General features: G+C 41.7%; 16 protein-coding genes. 5 read left to right on the top strand and 11 right to left on the bottom strand.

Annotation, left to right across the window (positions count from 1 at the left end):
* Positions 1-23 precede the first annotated feature (23 nt).
* Positions 24-659, bottom strand: a complete 636-nt coding sequence (gene crp / locus GFB48_RS10040; protein ID WP_163934785.1) for a cAMP-activated global transcriptional regulator CRP — start codon at positions 657-659, stop codon at positions 24-26.
* Between the two features lie 263 nt (positions 660-922).
* Here crp and GFB48_RS10035 point away from each other — a divergent pair, with 263 nt between their 5' ends.
* Positions 923-1657: a sel1 repeat family protein gene (locus GFB48_RS10035; protein ID WP_163934782.1), complete on the top strand. Its 735-nt coding sequence runs from the start codon at positions 923-925 to the stop codon at positions 1655-1657.
* A 1-nt stretch (position 1658) separates the two neighbouring features.
* Here GFB48_RS10035 and GFB48_RS10030 read toward each other — a convergent pair whose 3' ends face one another.
* From GFB48_RS10030 to GFB48_RS10010, 5 genes are all read right to left on the bottom strand, one after another.
* Positions 1659-2543, bottom strand: a complete 885-nt coding sequence (locus tag GFB48_RS10030) for a phosphoribulokinase (protein ID WP_163934780.1) — start codon at positions 2541-2543, stop codon at positions 1659-1661.
* Between the two features lie 65 nt (positions 2544-2608).
* Positions 2609-2845: a YheU family protein gene (locus tag GFB48_RS10025; RefSeq protein ID WP_163934776.1), complete on the bottom strand. Its 237-nt coding sequence runs from the start codon at positions 2843-2845 to the stop codon at positions 2609-2611.
* On the bottom strand, positions 2839-3813 hold the full coding sequence (locus GFB48_RS10020) for a hydrolase (RefSeq protein WP_163934773.1): 975 nt from the start codon (positions 3811-3813) through the stop codon (positions 2839-2841). The genes GFB48_RS10025 and GFB48_RS10020 overlap by 7 nt, the downstream gene beginning before the upstream one ends.
* Positions 3801-4226, bottom strand: coding sequence for a TIGR02444 family protein (locus GFB48_RS10015; RefSeq protein ID WP_163934770.1), 426 nt, complete (start codon positions 4224-4226; stop codon positions 3801-3803). The genes GFB48_RS10020 and GFB48_RS10015 overlap by 13 nt, the downstream gene beginning before the upstream one ends.
* Position 4227: 1 nt before the next feature.
* Complete coding sequence (locus tag GFB48_RS10010; protein WP_163934767.1) at positions 4228-6126, bottom strand: ABC transporter ATP-binding protein; 1899 nt, start codon at positions 6124-6126, stop codon at positions 4228-4230.
* Positions 6127-6250: 124 nt separating this feature from the next.
* On the opposite strand from GFB48_RS10010, the gene GFB48_RS10005 reads away from it, so the two are divergent.
* The gene (locus GFB48_RS10005; protein ID WP_163934764.1) at positions 6251-6448 is read left to right on the top strand and encodes a YheV family putative zinc ribbon protein; all 198 of its coding nucleotides are present in this window, start codon (positions 6251-6253) and stop codon (positions 6446-6448) included.
* Positions 6449-6450: 2 nt separating this feature from the next.
* Here GFB48_RS10005 and lpoB read toward each other — a convergent pair whose 3' ends face one another.
* The 3 genes from lpoB to GFB48_RS09990 are packed head-to-tail and all read right to left on the bottom strand — an operon-like array spanning position 6451 to position 8589.
* Positions 6451-7044, bottom strand: a complete 594-nt coding sequence (gene lpoB / locus GFB48_RS10000) for a penicillin-binding protein activator LpoB (protein ID WP_163934761.1) — start codon at positions 7042-7044, stop codon at positions 6451-6453.
* A gap of 38 nt (positions 7045-7082) precedes the next feature.
* Positions 7083-8351 carry a hypothetical protein gene (locus GFB48_RS09995; RefSeq protein WP_205597716.1) on the bottom strand — a complete coding sequence of 423 codons (1269 nt, stop codon included), beginning with the start codon at positions 8349-8351 and terminating at the stop codon, positions 7083-7085.
* A gap of 28 nt (positions 8352-8379) precedes the next feature.
* Positions 8380-8589, bottom strand: a complete 210-nt coding sequence (locus tag GFB48_RS09990; protein ID WP_163934756.1) for a SlyX family protein — start codon at positions 8587-8589, stop codon at positions 8380-8382.
* Between the two features lie 184 nt (positions 8590-8773).
* Between GFB48_RS09990 and GFB48_RS09985 the strand changes: the two genes are divergently transcribed.
* The 3 genes from GFB48_RS09985 (at position 8774) to GFB48_RS09975 (ending at position 10279) form a co-directional block, all read left to right on the top strand.
* Positions 8774-9511 carry an FKBP-type peptidyl-prolyl cis-trans isomerase gene (locus GFB48_RS09985; protein WP_163934753.1) on the top strand — a complete coding sequence of 246 codons (738 nt, stop codon included), beginning with the start codon at positions 8774-8776 and terminating at the stop codon, positions 9509-9511.
* Between the two features lie 73 nt (positions 9512-9584).
* A complete protein-coding gene (locus tag GFB48_RS09980) occupies positions 9585-9944 on the top strand; it encodes a YacL family protein (protein ID WP_163934751.1) in 360 nt (119 codons plus the stop codon).
* Positions 9945-10030: 86 nt separating this feature from the next.
* Positions 10031-10279 (top strand): YebG family protein, encoded by a 249-nt coding sequence (locus GFB48_RS09975; protein ID WP_163934748.1) that lies wholly within the window; start codon positions 10031-10033, stop codon positions 10277-10279.
* 75 nt (positions 10280-10354) lie between these two features.
* Here the strand turns inward: GFB48_RS09975 and GFB48_RS09970 are convergent, their stop codons facing one another.
* Positions 10355-12919, bottom strand: coding sequence for a TonB-dependent siderophore receptor (locus tag GFB48_RS09970; protein ID WP_163934745.1), 2565 nt, complete (start codon positions 12917-12919; stop codon positions 10355-10357).
* A gap of 319 nt (positions 12920-13238) precedes the next feature.
* On the bottom strand, positions 13239-16238 hold the full coding sequence (locus tag GFB48_RS09965) for a TonB-dependent receptor (protein WP_163934742.1): 3000 nt from the start codon (positions 16236-16238) through the stop codon (positions 13239-13241).
* Positions 16239-16416: the final 178 nt, after the last annotated feature.

The following is a 16416-nucleotide window of genomic DNA, read 5'->3' as shown; positions in this document are numbered from 1 at the left end:
GGTCTTAGCATTTGTGGCAATGGTTAGCGAGTACCATAAACGACGATGGTTTTGCCGTGCGCATGAATTAAGTTTTGATCTTCTAACATTTTTAAAATACGACCCACGGTTTCTCTTGAGCAACCAACAATCTGGCCAATTTCTTGGCGAGTAATTTTAATTTGCATACCATCTGGATGGGTCATTGCATCGGGTTGTTTGGCCAAACTTAATAGAGTCTGTGCGATACGACCAGCAACATCTAAAAATGCTAAATCACCGACTTTTTGGCTGGTTACCTGTAAACGGGCTGCCATTTGCGCTGATAGCTTCATTAAAATGTCAGGGTTTACTTGAATGAGTTGTTTAAATTTACTATAGGAGATTTCAGCTACCTCACAGGCAGCTTTAGCTCTGACCCATGCGGTACGTTCTGATTCTTCTTCAAAAAGCCCGAGTTCGCCAATAAAGTCACCTTTATTGAGATAAGAAAGGATCATCTCTTTGCCTTCTTCATCTTTGATTAAAACTGCAACCGAGCCCTTGACGATATAGTATAAAGTGTCTGAATTCTCACCAGCATGAATTAGTGTACTCTTTGCTGGGTACTTATGAATGTGGCAATGAGATAAAAACCATTCAAGTGTTGGATCGGGCTTGGGCTTACCAATCAGCGCCATAGTATTATCCTCTTAAAAGTGCTCCGAATTGTTGAAAAATACTTCCTAAAATACAGCTTTATTCAGTCAAAATCGGAATTGCATTAGTATAAATTTATAGTATGTAACCTTTTGAACTATATATATTAATAGACCCTTTACTGAGGATTGTCGAACTTTATTCTAAGAAAAGCCAAAATTTGCTAAGGACATAGGCTAAGCTCAACAAATAAGAGACAAAAATTTCTCAAAATTCTTCAAATTTTATAAACAGGTAGGGTCTTTTGTTTAGGATAATATTTTTATTAGTTATTCCATGCCTAGCTTTTGCAGGAAAGCTTCCTTCCGTTGCTGAAGATGTCAAACAAAGTAAAATTGCTTGGATAAGCTTTCAGGCACAAAGGGGGGATATTGATTCCAATTATGCTTATGGCTTACTCGTTTTGTTAGGTCTAGGTGTGCAGCAAGATACTGAATTAGCATTAGAAAAACTGATTTATGCGGCGGATAACGGCCATCAAGGTGCCATTGAAGCCATAGCTGATTTATATTTTGAGGATGATTATGTTAACCAGGATTTGGCTAAAGCTGTTGTTTATTATGAATCCCTAGCAGACCCTAAATCAGATAAAGTGAATTTCAGACTTGGTTATATCTATTCAGTTGCTACAGAGGTCGAACTGGACTGCAATAAGGCCTTAAAGTATTTTGCATTGGTTGATGATATAACCGCAATGGGCAATATTGTGTGGTTACTAGCCACTTGTCCGGAAGATGATGTCCGTAATGGCTATTTGGCGGTTAAATTAGGTTTGAAATTGGTTGAACAAGTAGGAGACGATCCGATTCATCTTGACAACTTAGCCGCTGCTTATGCCGAAATTGGTGACTTTACAAATGCACTGCAGTGGCAGTCTAAAGCGATTGCCGCCAGTGATGAGCAAGATGAACAAGCCCAAGCCGAACTCCAATATCGATTAGAGCAATACCAAAAGGGCTTGCCATATCGTATGCGATAAATTAAGAGTTAGTATTTAAAAGCGCGTGTCGCTTTTGTATCAATTTGCGGATCATTGGCGTTAAAATAAGTTCCATTGATAAGCTCATTTTACCTCCAGGAACCACCAGAGTATCCCGTCTCGACATAAAACTGCCTTGGATCATGCTAAGTAAATATGGGAAATCAACATTATCAATGCCTCTAAATCGGATGACCACAAAGCTTTCATCTAAACTCGGAATATCCTTTGCGCTGAAAGGGTTCGAGGTATCCACAGTAGGTACTCGTTGAAAGTTGATATGGGTGCGCGAAAACTGTGGTGTCATGTGAGTAATATAATCATCCATTGAGCGAACAATTGAATTCATTACCTTCTCATGACTGTGCCCCCTATCATTCGTGTCTCGAATAATTTTTTGGATCCATTCCAAATTTACGATGGGCACCATGCCGATTAATAAGTCAACTTCACTGGCAACATCATAATCCTCAGTGACAACACCACCATGTAATCCTTCGTAATACAGAAGATCGGTATTTTCAGGTAAGGGTTGCCACTGGGTAAAAGTTCCAGGCATTTGGTTATAGGGTACTGCCTCATCGAAAGTGTGTAAGTACTTCCTGATTTGCCCGCTACCGGTTTCACTGTATTCTTTGAAAAATTCTGCCAGTTTTTTAAAGTCATTGGACTGTGGTCCAAAATAACTAATATCTTTACCTTCCTCTTTGGCCTTACGGATCATTACTTCCATTTCAGCACGAGTGTATAAATGAAAGCTATCACCTTCGACTAATGCAGGAATCGCACCTAATTGACGAAAGATATGCTTAAACGCTTTGGTGGTGGTGGTGGTTCCTGCACCTGATGAACCAGTTACCGCTATGATAGGGTGTTTAGCTGACATTAACTTTCCTTGAATTAGGCAAACAATATTAATTTTGAGCGAACAATAATTCTACGAGGGCAGCACTATTTAGGCAAATAATCTTTGTTTTTAATTGCGATAGTTTCATTTTCTTCTGAATATTCAACGACTAACTCACCTTTTTTAAGTAAATCTAAGGTTCTAGCTATTGCACCTTGAATATTTTCTGCGGTGAATGTGGCTAAACTGCCATCTTCAATTTGGCTGTATAAATGTTCTTTGATCAATAACTCTAGGGTTGCTTTATCAAGCTGCTGAAGTTCATCAAATGGAATCAACATAGTGCTAATTGCTCCTGAAAAAATTGCATAAGCTGAGGCTCTAAGGAAAACTCTGGCCGCCAAGGGAGGCCGCCACAGATAAAGCCAATATGACCGCCATATTGATTTTTATGATAATAACATTGATGACTCAACTCTTGCTTACTAGGAATGACTTCCTTACCCATAAAGGGATCATCAACGTTATGGATGATTAAACATGGGGTCTTAATATATTTTAACCTAGGTTTAGCACTTGCTCGTTGGTAATAATCGAAAGCACTTTTGAAACCATGCAAAGGGGCAGTGATGTGGTGATCAAATTCCCAGAATGTGGTTATTTTATCGATATCGAGCTGGGTGTTTATTTGAGCTTGCGGAAATTTTTTTAATTTATTTTTGGCTTTGATTTTTAAGCTATCAATAAGGTGTTTTTGATAAATTTTAGCTGCTCCTTGGGTTAATGCACTCGAGCAACTGGCTAGGTCTAACGGTGCACAAACAATGGCCGCAGCGCGAATTTGAGGGTGGACTGAGTAGCTTAGGTATTGCCCCAGTTGATTGCCCCCTAAGCTATATCCAATAATGACGAATTTATGTTGAGGAAAAGCCCGCGTTAGATGTTGTAATGTTTGGCTAATGTCTTGGATTTCACCACTGTGGTATGTCTTGAGGTGGCGGTTATCTTCCCCTGAGCACCCTCGGTGTTGGTGAACAACCGCTATCCAACCTTTTTCATTGGCTTTTAGTGCCATGCGTTTGATGTAGTTTGAATCTTTATTACCTTCTAAACCCGTAATCATTAGTGCAATGACTTTATTTGGGGTTGAGCTAGGGTAACTAAATGCAAGATCAATAAAATCACCATCGGTTAATTCAAGCCGGTAATTCTCATAGGCAGGCGTAGGCAAGTTAATAAGGCCGGATAAAATAGTATTAATATGTGGATTTTTGGCCCACCATGGTGGCCTCAAGTTTAAATTGTACAATTGAAATTATGCTGAATATTGCCAATAAGTATCTTTAAGTTAGTGGTTTTTAGAGTAGTTTCCAAGTGCATTTTTTGTAACAGTGCGGTTACTATGGTTTGCCCATGGCGCTCTAAAATTAACTCGGTTGCCAATAGTTGTTGGTAGTGCTGGTCGCTAAGTTGTGATTTCGCCTTCCGTCTAATCCTGCGAAATGGATCAACAGTTTGCTGATACCAAGGGGTAATCGCTTGCTTGAGTTGCTGCCAGTGTACTGGACTTAGTTGTAACTGACTTCGATCCAAATACAGAGCAAGCAGTAACAAATTGACGTTACAGCCATGTTGGTCTTGCAGCCGAATACACTCTTTAGCTGTCGACGTATGGCTGTAGATGGCTTCACAATGCTGCCAATGTTGCTCTCTCCAAATCATGCTATTGCGCTTCAATATTTTCAATCTGTTGTTGTAAATCAAGCCAATCTAACTCACTTTCTTCAAGTTGCTCTTTCAAGCTAGCTTGGTCTAACAGCAGTTGTTTAAGCTTGTTTTTGTTGTCTTCGCTGTACAGACTGTTATCTGCTAATTGCTGCTCAATGTTATTTAATTGCTCTGTTAATTTAGCTTGCTGCTGTTCTAAGGTTTGCTGGGACTTTTTCAGTGGTGACAGCTGTTTTCTTAATTCAGCTTGTTGCCTTTTAAGCTCTTTCTTGTCTTGGCTGACACTGTTTTTAGTGGCGCTGTTAAGGCTACTCTTGGCGGATTTGGCGGACTCCAGAAGCCAGCTATGGTAATCCTCTAGATCCCCTGTAAAAGGAGCGATTTGCTGATTGTCAACAAGGTAAAAATCATCACAACAGGCTTTAAGAAGATGCCTATCATGGGATACGATGATCATTGCTCCTTCAAATTGTGCCAGTGCCATAGTGAGTGCATGGCGCATCTCTAAATCGAGGTGGTTAGTCGGTTCATCGAGTAATAACAAATTTGGCTTTTGCCAAACTAATAACGCGAGTACGAGGCGGGCTTTCTCACCCCCTGAAAATGGTCCAACTGCTGATGTAGCTTTATCACCGCTAAAGCCAAAGCCGCCTAAGAAATCACGTAATTTTTGCTCTCGCTCTAGGGGAGCAAGTCGCTGTAAGTGATTGATAGGACTATCTTCTACCCTCAAGGTTTCTAACTGATGCTGGGCAAAGTAACCAATGCTGAGCCCCGGACTGGCCTGATATACTCCAGAAATTGGTGCTAATTGCCCACTTAGAAGTTTAATAAAAGTCGACTTACCCGCACCATTGCGACCTAATAGGCCAATTCTAGCGCCGGCTGTTAGATTCATTTTTATGGATTTTAAAATGATGTTATCCCCATAACCAGCACTAATATTTTCCATAGAAACGAGGGGATTAGGTAAGCTTTGTGGGGGCAAGAAGTTCATGCTAAATGGGTTATCAGCCTGAGCAGGTAACAGATCCTGCATTTTTTCTAATGCTTTTAATCGACTTTGCGCTTGTTTTGCTTTTGATGCTTTATAGCGAAACCTGTCCACGTAAGCTTGCATATGTGCTTTTGCGACTTGTTGTTTTTCATATTGTGCTTGTTGCTGAGCGAGTTTTTCAGCACGTATGCGCTCAAAGGCACTATAGCCACCCTTATAATTATTTAACTTTTGGTGCTCAATATGAATAATTTCAGAAACGACATTATCCAGAAAGTCACGGTCGTGACTGATCAAAATAAGTGTCCCCTGATACTGCTTTAACCAAGATTCTAACCAGTAAATGGTATCGAGATCTAAGTGGTTAGTTGGTTCATCAAGCAGTAATAAATCAGAGCGACATAATAGCGCTTGGGCTAAGTTAAGACGCATCCGCCAACCACCAGAAAATGATTTAAGCGGTTGATTTTGTTCACTCTGAGAAAACCCCAATCCCGCTAGTAGCTCTGCGGCTCGAGCATGGATAGCATAACCACCAATAGCATCAATTTGACCATGGATGAGGGCAATTTTTTCACCATTATTTTGGTTTTGCGCCAGTTCAAGTTTTTGTTGTAATTGACGGTATTCATGGTCACCATCGATGACATATTCAATTGCCGAGGTGTCCAGCGCTGGGGTTTCCTGAGCCACGCTCGCTAATTGCCAATCGCTAGGAAGTTGACATTCACCTTTATCGGCTTGCAGTTTACCCTGCAATAAAGCAAATAGACTGGATTTACCACAGCCATTGGCACCAACTAATCCAACTTTATGACCTGGAAAAATTGTAGAGGAGGCTTCGTCCAGTAGGCTTTTACTGCCACGAAGTAATTGGACTTGGTTAATACTGATCATAAATAAGGCTAGCTAAGATTAAGTAAACAGCCGCTATAGTATCGAAAAATATTGATGCTTACCAACAAGGGTGCTTGTTGGCGTTGGCACTTTTGCTTAAGATTAGCCCAAACTAGGAGTTATTATGAAAACTAAAAAAAGATTTATAGCCGGTGCTAGTTGTCCGAAATGTAAGGCCATCGACAGCATAATGCTTTTTAAAGAAAATAACGTAGAAAAAATTGAGTGTATGGAGTGTGGCCATACCCAATCACAGGGGGATGACCAGCAACAACAAGCTGCTGCCGATCAGCAGCTTATTGGGGTATTTAAGCCAGAATAACCTTATTGGCCGAATAGGGTTTTAGTTTTGGTTTTGCGAATTTCTTTTTCGTCAGACCATTCAACCAGCCCAGTTTCTAATTCCATTAACTTCATGGTCATTTTGTAGTAAACATCACGGGTATCGTCTGTTTGCTTGATGATGCTCGAAAGGTTGCCATAAAGCATATATTCGGCGCCAACTTGGCGACCAAATTTAATTGCGGTTGAAGGATTGACCATAGCGGAGTTATTTTGATAATTTAACTGCTTCTTCACCGCCTCTACTTTAGTCATATCAATAAAGCGGAACTTGCCAGAGCGCAGTAGTTGATTGCTGATACTGTCGGTAATGGACTCGGTATCTATATGCTCTGTGGTTTTGTTTTTAATGCGATCCACAAAGATGATCGGTCGCTCATTGGCGGTAATCGCCACTACTGGTGGGAAAGTCAACATACTGTCGACCATCTTAGTGGTAATCGATTGTACGTCAGAAGAGCCGAAATTTTCGTTAACGGTCTCGACTTCACGGGCATCACCGTAATCAACCCTTGAAGAACAACCACTGACGGTTGCAATGATAAAAACGGCTATTAAATAGTTGCTAATCTTCATAATTTTGCCTTCTATTTAGATCTAAGATCTTTTCTGAGTTAAATAATAATAGAGTGGATTTTAAGCTTGTTGTCAACTTTGATGGCCCAAACTATCGTTGTGCGTCCTGGTTTGATTTCAAGCTGCTTGAGTTGACCGTTAATATTTAGTTGATGCTTACCGGCACTGATATGCTTACGAGTTAAAGAAGTTCCCTGGGGTAGTGTCAGCCAGCTACGAAGGTCGGCTCTTTCTGAGATCAAGTTAAAGATCTCTACCGCTAGCTCAAGGCCACGGGCTTCGTATTCCATTGATTCATTAACTTTAACCTTGGCGTAAATACGGGCAATCTGCCTGGCCGCTATGGCGATGTACTGTTCTTTTAACGCGGTGATGGCCAGCTTATCTAGTTGATTCACCCTGTTATTACTAAGTGGAATACTGTCCAGAGTCAGCTTGAGTGGTGCTGGGGGATAACTGCGACCATAGCTTGGCATAGATAGACGATACCATTTGCGGTCAATCCAAAACGGAATATTGATGGCCTTCTTAGCCTGAATCCAGCCTTGTTCACCAAGTAATACTAATGTACCTTGGCCTTTTGAGGCCGGAGCACCGATAAAGCCCTGCGGCATTTCCAGTTCTGCTTTTTGGGCTAATTCAGCCAGCCAACTTTTAAGCTGTGGGTTATTAGGGCTGAGCTGGTGGGCCTTCTTAATATCAATATAGGCGGCGTTAGCATTGCCACTGATATCATGCAGCAGAGCACTAAAGACATAGTTATAACTGTTTACCAATGAACTGCCATGATTACCGGCATTACGACTGAGTTGGGATAGCTGCTTTTGAATCTCACCGGATTCGAGCGCGGCCACACTGTGCTCACCTTGGTACTGCTGTAATTGCATTTGCTGCAGTTGGTTCACTTGCCGAGCTTCCACCATAGCGGCTTCTAAATTACCCTGAAATAGATAATTCATGCCCTGATATTGGTGTAGCATCAGTTGTTCAAAGGGATTACCACCGTAGCTAATAGCAAGATCGTTAATGATTACCGCTGCGGTCTGCTGTGCTATTTCTGTGGCTGAGAGAGTGGCTCTTTGCCATTGCTGTTGATAGAGCTCAATGGCTCGTTGGTAATGACGTTGTGATTGTGTAAAAGCCCCAGTAAGTTGCTCAAGCCGCCCCATTTCTTGGGCATAAAGTAAAAGATTAGATTCTTGGTCTAGTGGCAGTGGTTGCTGGCTATAGCCTTGATGAATATTTGTTTTAGCTGTCGCCATTAGCAACGGATGCTCAGGAGCAAAACTGCTGGCGCATCCTTGCATTAGTAATACAGTACTAAGGCATAAACTGTTAGTAATGCGGAGGAGGGGTTTCTTCATCTTCAGAAGCAAGGTTGCTACCACCAAGAGCTTGTATTTTACTGGTTAAATAGTTCAATTGTTCTTTTTGGAACGCAACGATTTCATTGAGTTCAATTAATTCTTGATTTAATTTCTCAATGGTTTCATCTTGAAACGCTAATTTCATTTCAAGTAAGTCTATTCGATGTTCTTGGGTCATAAAAATCGCAAAAGTAATAAAAGTACAAATATTAACACAAACCATGAACCAAAAGAGTGCTATGTAGTCTTAATCTGAAATTTAGCTTAATCTTATATGCTTTGCACTTGGAAGTATTGTATATCTAAGTTAGAGTTGGCAATTATAAAAACGATCTGAAGATAATCTGATTTTAAGGGAACTTATGAAGTCTGTATTTAAAATGTCACTATTGGCATTATCAGTAGCTACTTTAGCTGCATGTAATCACGAAGCTGCTCCTGCTAAGGTGGAGCTTACTACCGAAGCTCAAAAACAAGCTTATGCTATGGGTGCCGCAAATGGTCTTTATGCCCATGCACAAAATGGAGAGCTAACAGGTTTAGGCTTAAGCTTTGATTCAGAAGTTGTGGCGCAGGGTTTCAAAGATGGCCTTAAGGGTGAAGAAAACCTGAGCTTAAGCCAAGAAGAAATCCAAACTATTCTTAAAGCACTGGGTGAAAGCATTCAGCAGAAGCGACAAGCGCAAGCTCAAGAGGCTGAAGCAGCTGCGAAAATGGAAGGTGCTCAGTATCTAGAAGAAAATAAAAAGAAAGACGGTGTCATCGTTACTGATTCTGGCTTGCAATATGAAGTTCTGGTTGCCGCTGAAGGCGACAAGCCAAGTGCTGAAGATAAAGTAAAAGTGCGTTACCATGGTACTTTGATTGACGGTACGGTATTTGACAGCTCTCATGGTGAAACAATTACCTTTGCTTTAAACGGAGTGATTCCAGGCTGGACCGAAGGTGTTCAGTTAATGTCAGTGGGATCTAAATTCCGTTTTACTATCCCTTCTGAGCTCGCTTACGGCGCTCACGTCGTGGGCGCTATTCCTCCGTATTCCACACTTATTTTTGAAGTTGAGCTATTCTCTATTGAGAAAGCAAAAAAAGCGGACTAAATCGAATTGAGATGTGATAAAGCCAGCTTTGCGCTGGCTTTTTTTATATCCGTGTACGAGCAGGAACAATTAAGTGGAAGCAGAATTTCGTAGAGATCCTATTACTGGCTTGCTGGTGACAGAGTTTTCAATGGGCCATGAAGCCTTTGCCGTCTGGTTTAATGAAGAGTACGCCGCCGACAAGTCACTACAAAAGCAGTTGCAGCAATGGTTGGCAGAAGATCCCTTTAAACTCGGTGCTAAATGGCAGCACATCGGTAGTGAAGTCAACTTAGTCATTGAAGATGGTCAAGTGCAGGTGTGGGCGAATGCCTTGCATGGGGAAGAGGTGGCACTCGATGATGACGCTCTTAATATAGATAACTCGTTGTTAGAGGCTGATTGTGGCTTAGAAGATTTTATTGAGGTTATTGCGGCTTTCCACAAGTTTTAATGCATGAGTTATTTTAGGATTACTGTTTATTTATCCATGTGTTTTGTGTATGCTATTGAAATCTATAAAAATGGAGACGAGCACGCATGGCTGTTGAAGTTATTTACCGCGTTGTAAAGCGCAATGGAGACACGGCAGGGGAGTACATGGAAAAGAAGTTAGCCGATGCTTATGATCAAAGGTTAGATTGTATGTACTCAATCGTAGATTTAATTGCTAAAGCAGATGATTCTATTGCTGAAGACATCAGTGAGAAAATTGCTGATGTGTTTATCGAAAATCGTAACGAGCTAATGGCTGCACTGAAAAAAGTGAAAGATATCCCAGCCAGTTAGCCTGCTAATTTTTGATGCTACTTAATAAAAAACCCAAGCTAAATAGCTTGGGTTTTTGTTTGCTTTATTACTAATTTAGAAGCTGTAAGACAACTTACCGTAGTAGAAGCCACCGTTGTAATCAAACGGACCACTCTCGTAGTATTGACCACCAACAACAGAATAAGCGCTATCTTTAATGCGTTGTGCCTTTTGATCAAGCAGGTTATTGGCGCCTACAGTAAGGCCTAAACCATCAATGATTTGATAGCTAACATTTAAGTCTAGAGTAATTGCACTATTAGCAATTTCTGAACCCCAGTCTGAAGTGTCATCAGCATGGGTCGCAAAGTACTTACCAAAGTAATTTGCACGTAAGTTAGCACTTAGCTTGTCCCACGACTGGCTCCAAGTTAGGTTAAAGCGATCTAATGGAATACCTTTTTCTAGACGCTTGACCTTACCTTCATCGGTAGTGTCTGGATTATACTTATCAACGGTAGTGACGTTTAGGTTCTGGTTATAGCTAAACTTAGCATCGCCACCTAAGATTTGCGCTTCATAAGAGGCAACGATATCAACACCACGGGTAGTCGTATCAAAGTCATTGGTGTAGAAGGTTACCGCAGAGATCAGCTCTGGATTTTGTACACCAAGCGCTTTCAAATCTTCATGTGAGCTTGCTAAAACATCCACAGGGCTAGACTGTGCTAGACGACCTATTACCTCGATGTTGTAATAATCAACCGTTAAGAAGAAGTCACCAGATTCAAATACTGCACCAAGGGTAAAGTTGGTTGATTCTTCTGGTTTGAGTGGTTGCGCACCGTGGTATGAAGCCAATGGATCCGATGGTGGCGCAATAAAGCTTTGTACTAGTTGACCATTGATCATAGAAGTTTGGGTATTCACTACGTTTTCTTGACCAACCGTTGGCGCACGGAAGCCAGTAGAGTGTGAGGCACGCACCGACAAGTCTTCAGATACCGAGTATTGGGTAGCTAACTTATAGTTTAAGGTATCACCAAAGGTAGTGAAATCCTCATAACGTAATGCAGCATTAACCAACCAGTCGTCGGTCATTTGAGTTTCGGTATCGATATAAATACCAATATTGCTACGTGAATTTTCACCAGCAGACTCAGGGCCAAAGCCTTTGAAACCGTGGGAACCAATTACAAATCCTTGATCTGCATAAGGGCCGGCTTTCCAAGAAGCTTCATCACCTTGATAAATGGTGAAAGTCTCTTTACGGTATTCAATACCGGTTGCAAAGCTAACATCTTTACCACCAATGCTTAAAAAGCGTGATAAATCAAAGTTAGCCGTTAACTCATCCTGCTCATAGGCACCGGTATTGAAGTTTTTCGGTGACTCAAGCCCCATGGATGGGTTGACAGAGTTATTTAAACGGAACTGGGCTTTGTTGTTACCCCAGCCTGCACTTAAATCGTAGTTCCACTCTGCAATTTCACCTTTCACACCAGCAAAGAATGATTTATCTTCAACCGTACCACCAAAACTTGGAGTATAACCACCTGGGTACAGTTGGTTGATGGCAAAACAATTATCATCACCTAAAACGACATCTTGGTATGGTTGAGACGTTAAAACATTGCCGTCAGAACCATCTAAGTTTTTAGGGATCGGCACAATGCCACAGCTTGATGGATCACCGTTTACAGCACCAACGAGTAAAGTTGCACCATCATCTAGCGAAAATACGTTGCCGCGATTGTGTGGGTTACGGTAGTAGAAACCACCTGTCACTTCACGGGAAGAAACGTTACCAAAGGCATAGACCTTAGCTGAATCGCTGATGTCCAATCCTGTGTTGATGAATACTGTGTAATCATCTTTAATTTCTGGATTACCCCAGATTTGCGCAGGGTTGGCCACTGCGGTGTTGCCTTCTGCAATTAAATTTGCAGCATCAGGGCGCTGAACGGAACGGCTAGTGGCATCCGCTTGTTTTAGCTGACCTGAAATATTAATAAAACCAGCATCAGTCAAAGGTAAACCTAGATTGGCTTCAACGGTTGTTGTCGCACCATCACCTTCATAGTATTGGCCAGATTGTACCGCAATTGAACCACCCTCTGAGCTATCATTTAGGGCAAAGTTCATTACACCGGCGATGGCATCAGAACCGTATTGTGCCGATGCACCATCACGCAGAACTTCAACCTGTTTAAGGGCAACCCCTGGGATAACAGAAATATCTGGACCTTGGGCACCATCGTTCAGGCCACCACCTTGGAAGGCGATTACAGAGGCACGGTGACGACGCTTACCGTTCACAAGCACTAAGGTCGAATCAGAAGGTAAACCACGTAGGTTTACGGGACGAATAAGGGTGGCAGCATCAGAAATAGGTTGCGCACGAGAGTTAAATGAAGGTACCGCAGTTACTAACATATCAATCATGTCGGTTGAGCCATTTTTTGCTAGCTCTTCTGCGTCAATAATATCAATAGGAACTGGAGAATCACCTACTGAACGAGGTGCTGCACGGGTACCAACTACCGCAATTTGCTCAATTTTTTCATTATTAGCGGTTGCTTCATCAGCAACGGCTGTAAAACTTGCTCCGCCCAGTGCAACGGTGACTGCTAGACTTACGGCCGTCAAGCCGTATTTCCCTGTTGTTTTAATAGACATAGTTATTTCCCATACAAAGTAAAATGTTGCCGACGTCTTAACGCGCCTTTGGCTTTTGTTGTAATAAACACTCTAATGTTATCTGAGTGTTAAGCTCAACTTCATTGTATGTAGCAAAAAAATTAATATCTATACCGGTTGGTTATAAGTAAAGCTGTTTTTTGCATAATACGCAACGACCGAAATTAATTGTTGCGTAAAGTGAAATTAATTATGGTGTTGTCCGATTAATCTTGCTGGCCACTCATAACAAGTGTGTCGCTTTCTCTTACAAAAACGGCCGCATAAGCGGCCGTTTATTTATAATACCGTTATCTAATTAGAAGCTGTATCTTGCAGATAGCAGTACATAGCGAGGCGTTTGGAATGACACTGGTTTCAGGAAGCCAGGGTTAATTTCATTGTTGCCTTGTGACATATCTTTTTGTTGGTCAATTACTGTAGGTTCTTGACGGTCTAGGATGTTAAATACTTTGGCACTCACAGCTAAGCCTTCAACCCAGCTTGGCGCATAAGTTACACCCATATCTAGGTTGAATAACCAATTAGAACGGCCTTCACCGCCACGCTCATTAAGTACTTGTTGACCAGCTTCATTTTTACAGTAGAAACTAGACGCACCATAGCGACTGAAGTTATGAGCATCATAATCTGTAGAGCCGGAGCCACTTGGATCTTCATCCATACCAGCTAGACTTACATAACCTTGACAGCTTAATGGTGTGCCAGAAAGTAATGAAGCATTCGCTGATACATATAGTTCATCAGTAATTTCATACAAGCCATAGGCTTTAAACTGATGACGACGGTCTGTTGGTAGGTCTCCGTGTGCACCATCCATAAAGTTAGCATGGTCAAAGTCTTGGGTTGCGCCAGCATCTTCTTGGGCTAGTGAAGTATTTACATAGCCCTCAGCATTACCCCAAGTACGTGAAAGTACATAAGAGAAGTTCGCCTGCCAAGAATCAGCTAATTCACGGTTAAGGGTGAACTCAAGACCAGCATAGTTACGCTCATACTTAGGTAGTTCTAAATACGAAGCTGGAACGGTAGCGCTAGTCAGGGTACCATCATGATTTAGATCCATGGCTAAGGTTACGTCTTCACCTGGATTAATCAGTACGCAACCTGCTAAATCATGGCGATCAAAGTTAGTGTGGCCATTATCTGCAGCCCAGCGTGCAAAGCCATCTTTTCCGCAGTAATCATCCATACCGCTCTGAATCATACGTCCGGTAAACTTAACGCCACCGCTCCAGTTATCATCAATAAACTGCTGGTAACCAACAATTAATTCATCTTGGTGCATTGGCTTTAAGTTTTGATCAGCAATACGTTCTGGTTTAGGAACTTGCTCATCGTAAACCCCTTGTCCAATTTCAGCACCCATAGTAACTGCTGTACCGTCAGCATTCCAACCATCTGGAGCTAGATACCAGTTTTCGGTAAATAATTCTTCACGGGTTGCACGAATGTTGGTATTAGCTGCAACAGGGATATAGTTTCGGCCTAAAGAAGCAAATAGCTTGGCAGAAGAATCACCATTTACATCCCATGCAAAGCCTAAACGTGGAGCGAATAGGTTATCAGACTCTACAAAGATTTCACCACTACCTGCGTAGTTAGAGAATTTCTCTGTTCGTAGACCTAGATATAACAACATATCATCGGTCATTTGCCATGAATCCTCTACAAAGAAGGCGGTATTTTCTGTTTTAAATGTGGCGGTTTGGGTGAAGTATGTACGGTAGCGTACAGTTTCGGTGCCACAGGCTTGGTCCACCCCGTTGATACGACAGCCGTTTTCATTGGCATCAGCTGTTACGTATCGGAAATACTCGTCACCAGAATATTTTACACCTGGTGAGGTTGCATCATAAACTTCACTGTTATAGCCTACACGGACTAGATGGTCACCTAGCGCCCAGTCCAGACCTACTTTTAAGCTGGTGCGCTCATCTTTATCATCGACTTGATCAGTTACAATTGCTTGAACCGGAGCATTCCAGCAACCAATTGCTGTTCGCCCACCCCAGCCTACACCACCTGTAGTATCCCAAGCATAAGCACAAGTATCACCCTCTAGGTTAGGGATTTTGGCATATTTGGATTCTAACTTACCGTACATAACATCTAAGGTTATGTCATCGGTTAGGTAACCAGTATAACCTGCAATGTTAATCGTACCACCAGTGGTATACTCATACTCTGAACTTAAATCTCCGTGGCTGCCTGTCCATGGAATAGTTGCACCAGTTTGTGGCTCAACCGGATTGGTATAGTTTTTATATTTCCAATCGGTTTCGTTATTAATATGGGTAAAACGAACTGAGTGATCTTCTGTGATATACCAGTTCAGTTTGGCCATATACTTAGGGTTGGAAATCGAATATTGGTAACTATCATTTTTACTATAGTTATCCCTTTCAATTTTTTGTCCTTGCACGTTACCAAAGAAGAATAGTGTATCTTCAATTAATGCACCACCAGCATGAATATTATACTCTAATGCATCACGGGTATCTTCAGAGCGATATGCGCCAATTGTGTCGTTAAGGTAGTCCGTTGAATTTTTTGCTTTAGATCTTAGTGATTGTGGCTCATAGAACACGGAACCACCAAATTCCCACTCATTTGTACCAGACTTGGTCACAACATTAATAATACCGCCAAGAGAACGACCGTATTCGGCACCAAGGCCACCAGATTTAACCTCAGTTTGCTGAATTGCATCTTGAGGTAAAGTTGCATATTCCAACATGGTGCGTAAATTGGTCACATCCATGCCGTCTATGTAATAGCCATTCTCCGCAATAGAGGCGCCACCAAAAGAAGGTAAATTTCGACCAAATGCACTACCGCCTTGAATTGCGCCAGGTGCGAGTAAGGCGACTGATACAGAATCACGAGCAACAGGTAAGCGCTCAACATCTGATGCATCAAACACAAAAGAGGATTCGCTGCTAGTGGCATCGATGGTAGAAACTCGAGAACCAGTGACCTCAATTATTTCTGAAGCTCCAAAGGAAACATAAGCACCGCTACCTAAGTTGACTCGAATCTCTTGGGTATTCCCTGAGGAGTCTTTAACTACGTAGATACCTGGTGGTACGCTTTTAACATTAAAACGTCCATTTTCAGAAATGGTAATAGTGCGAGAAACACCTGTTTGGGTATTTGTATAGGTTATTTTCTCACCTGGCTCGGCTTGCCCATAAATTGAGCCAGTGGCACTGTTCGCAAAAGCTGGGGTGCTTAATGCAAATAATGCAGAAACACTGGCCGCAATCAGCGTATGTTTATATATTTTTGATTTCATGTTTTTTTATCTCCCTGTAAAAAATATAGAGTGTAACAATTTGTTAACTCTATGTTTTCATATTGTGATCTTTTGTAGGAAGATGCAAGCGGTTGCATCCAAAATGTAACCATATGATGGTGGACAATTTTAAATCTATGGGAGATGAGTAGGAATCTAGGGAGGTTAAAAATTGTAT

The sequence above is a fragment of the Paraferrimonas sp. SM1919 genome, from assembly GCF_010993985.1.
In the GTDB taxonomy this organism is placed as follows: domain Bacteria; phylum Pseudomonadota; class Gammaproteobacteria; order Enterobacterales; family Shewanellaceae; genus SM1919.
This window is presented reverse-complemented; position numbering and strand designations above follow the sequence as displayed.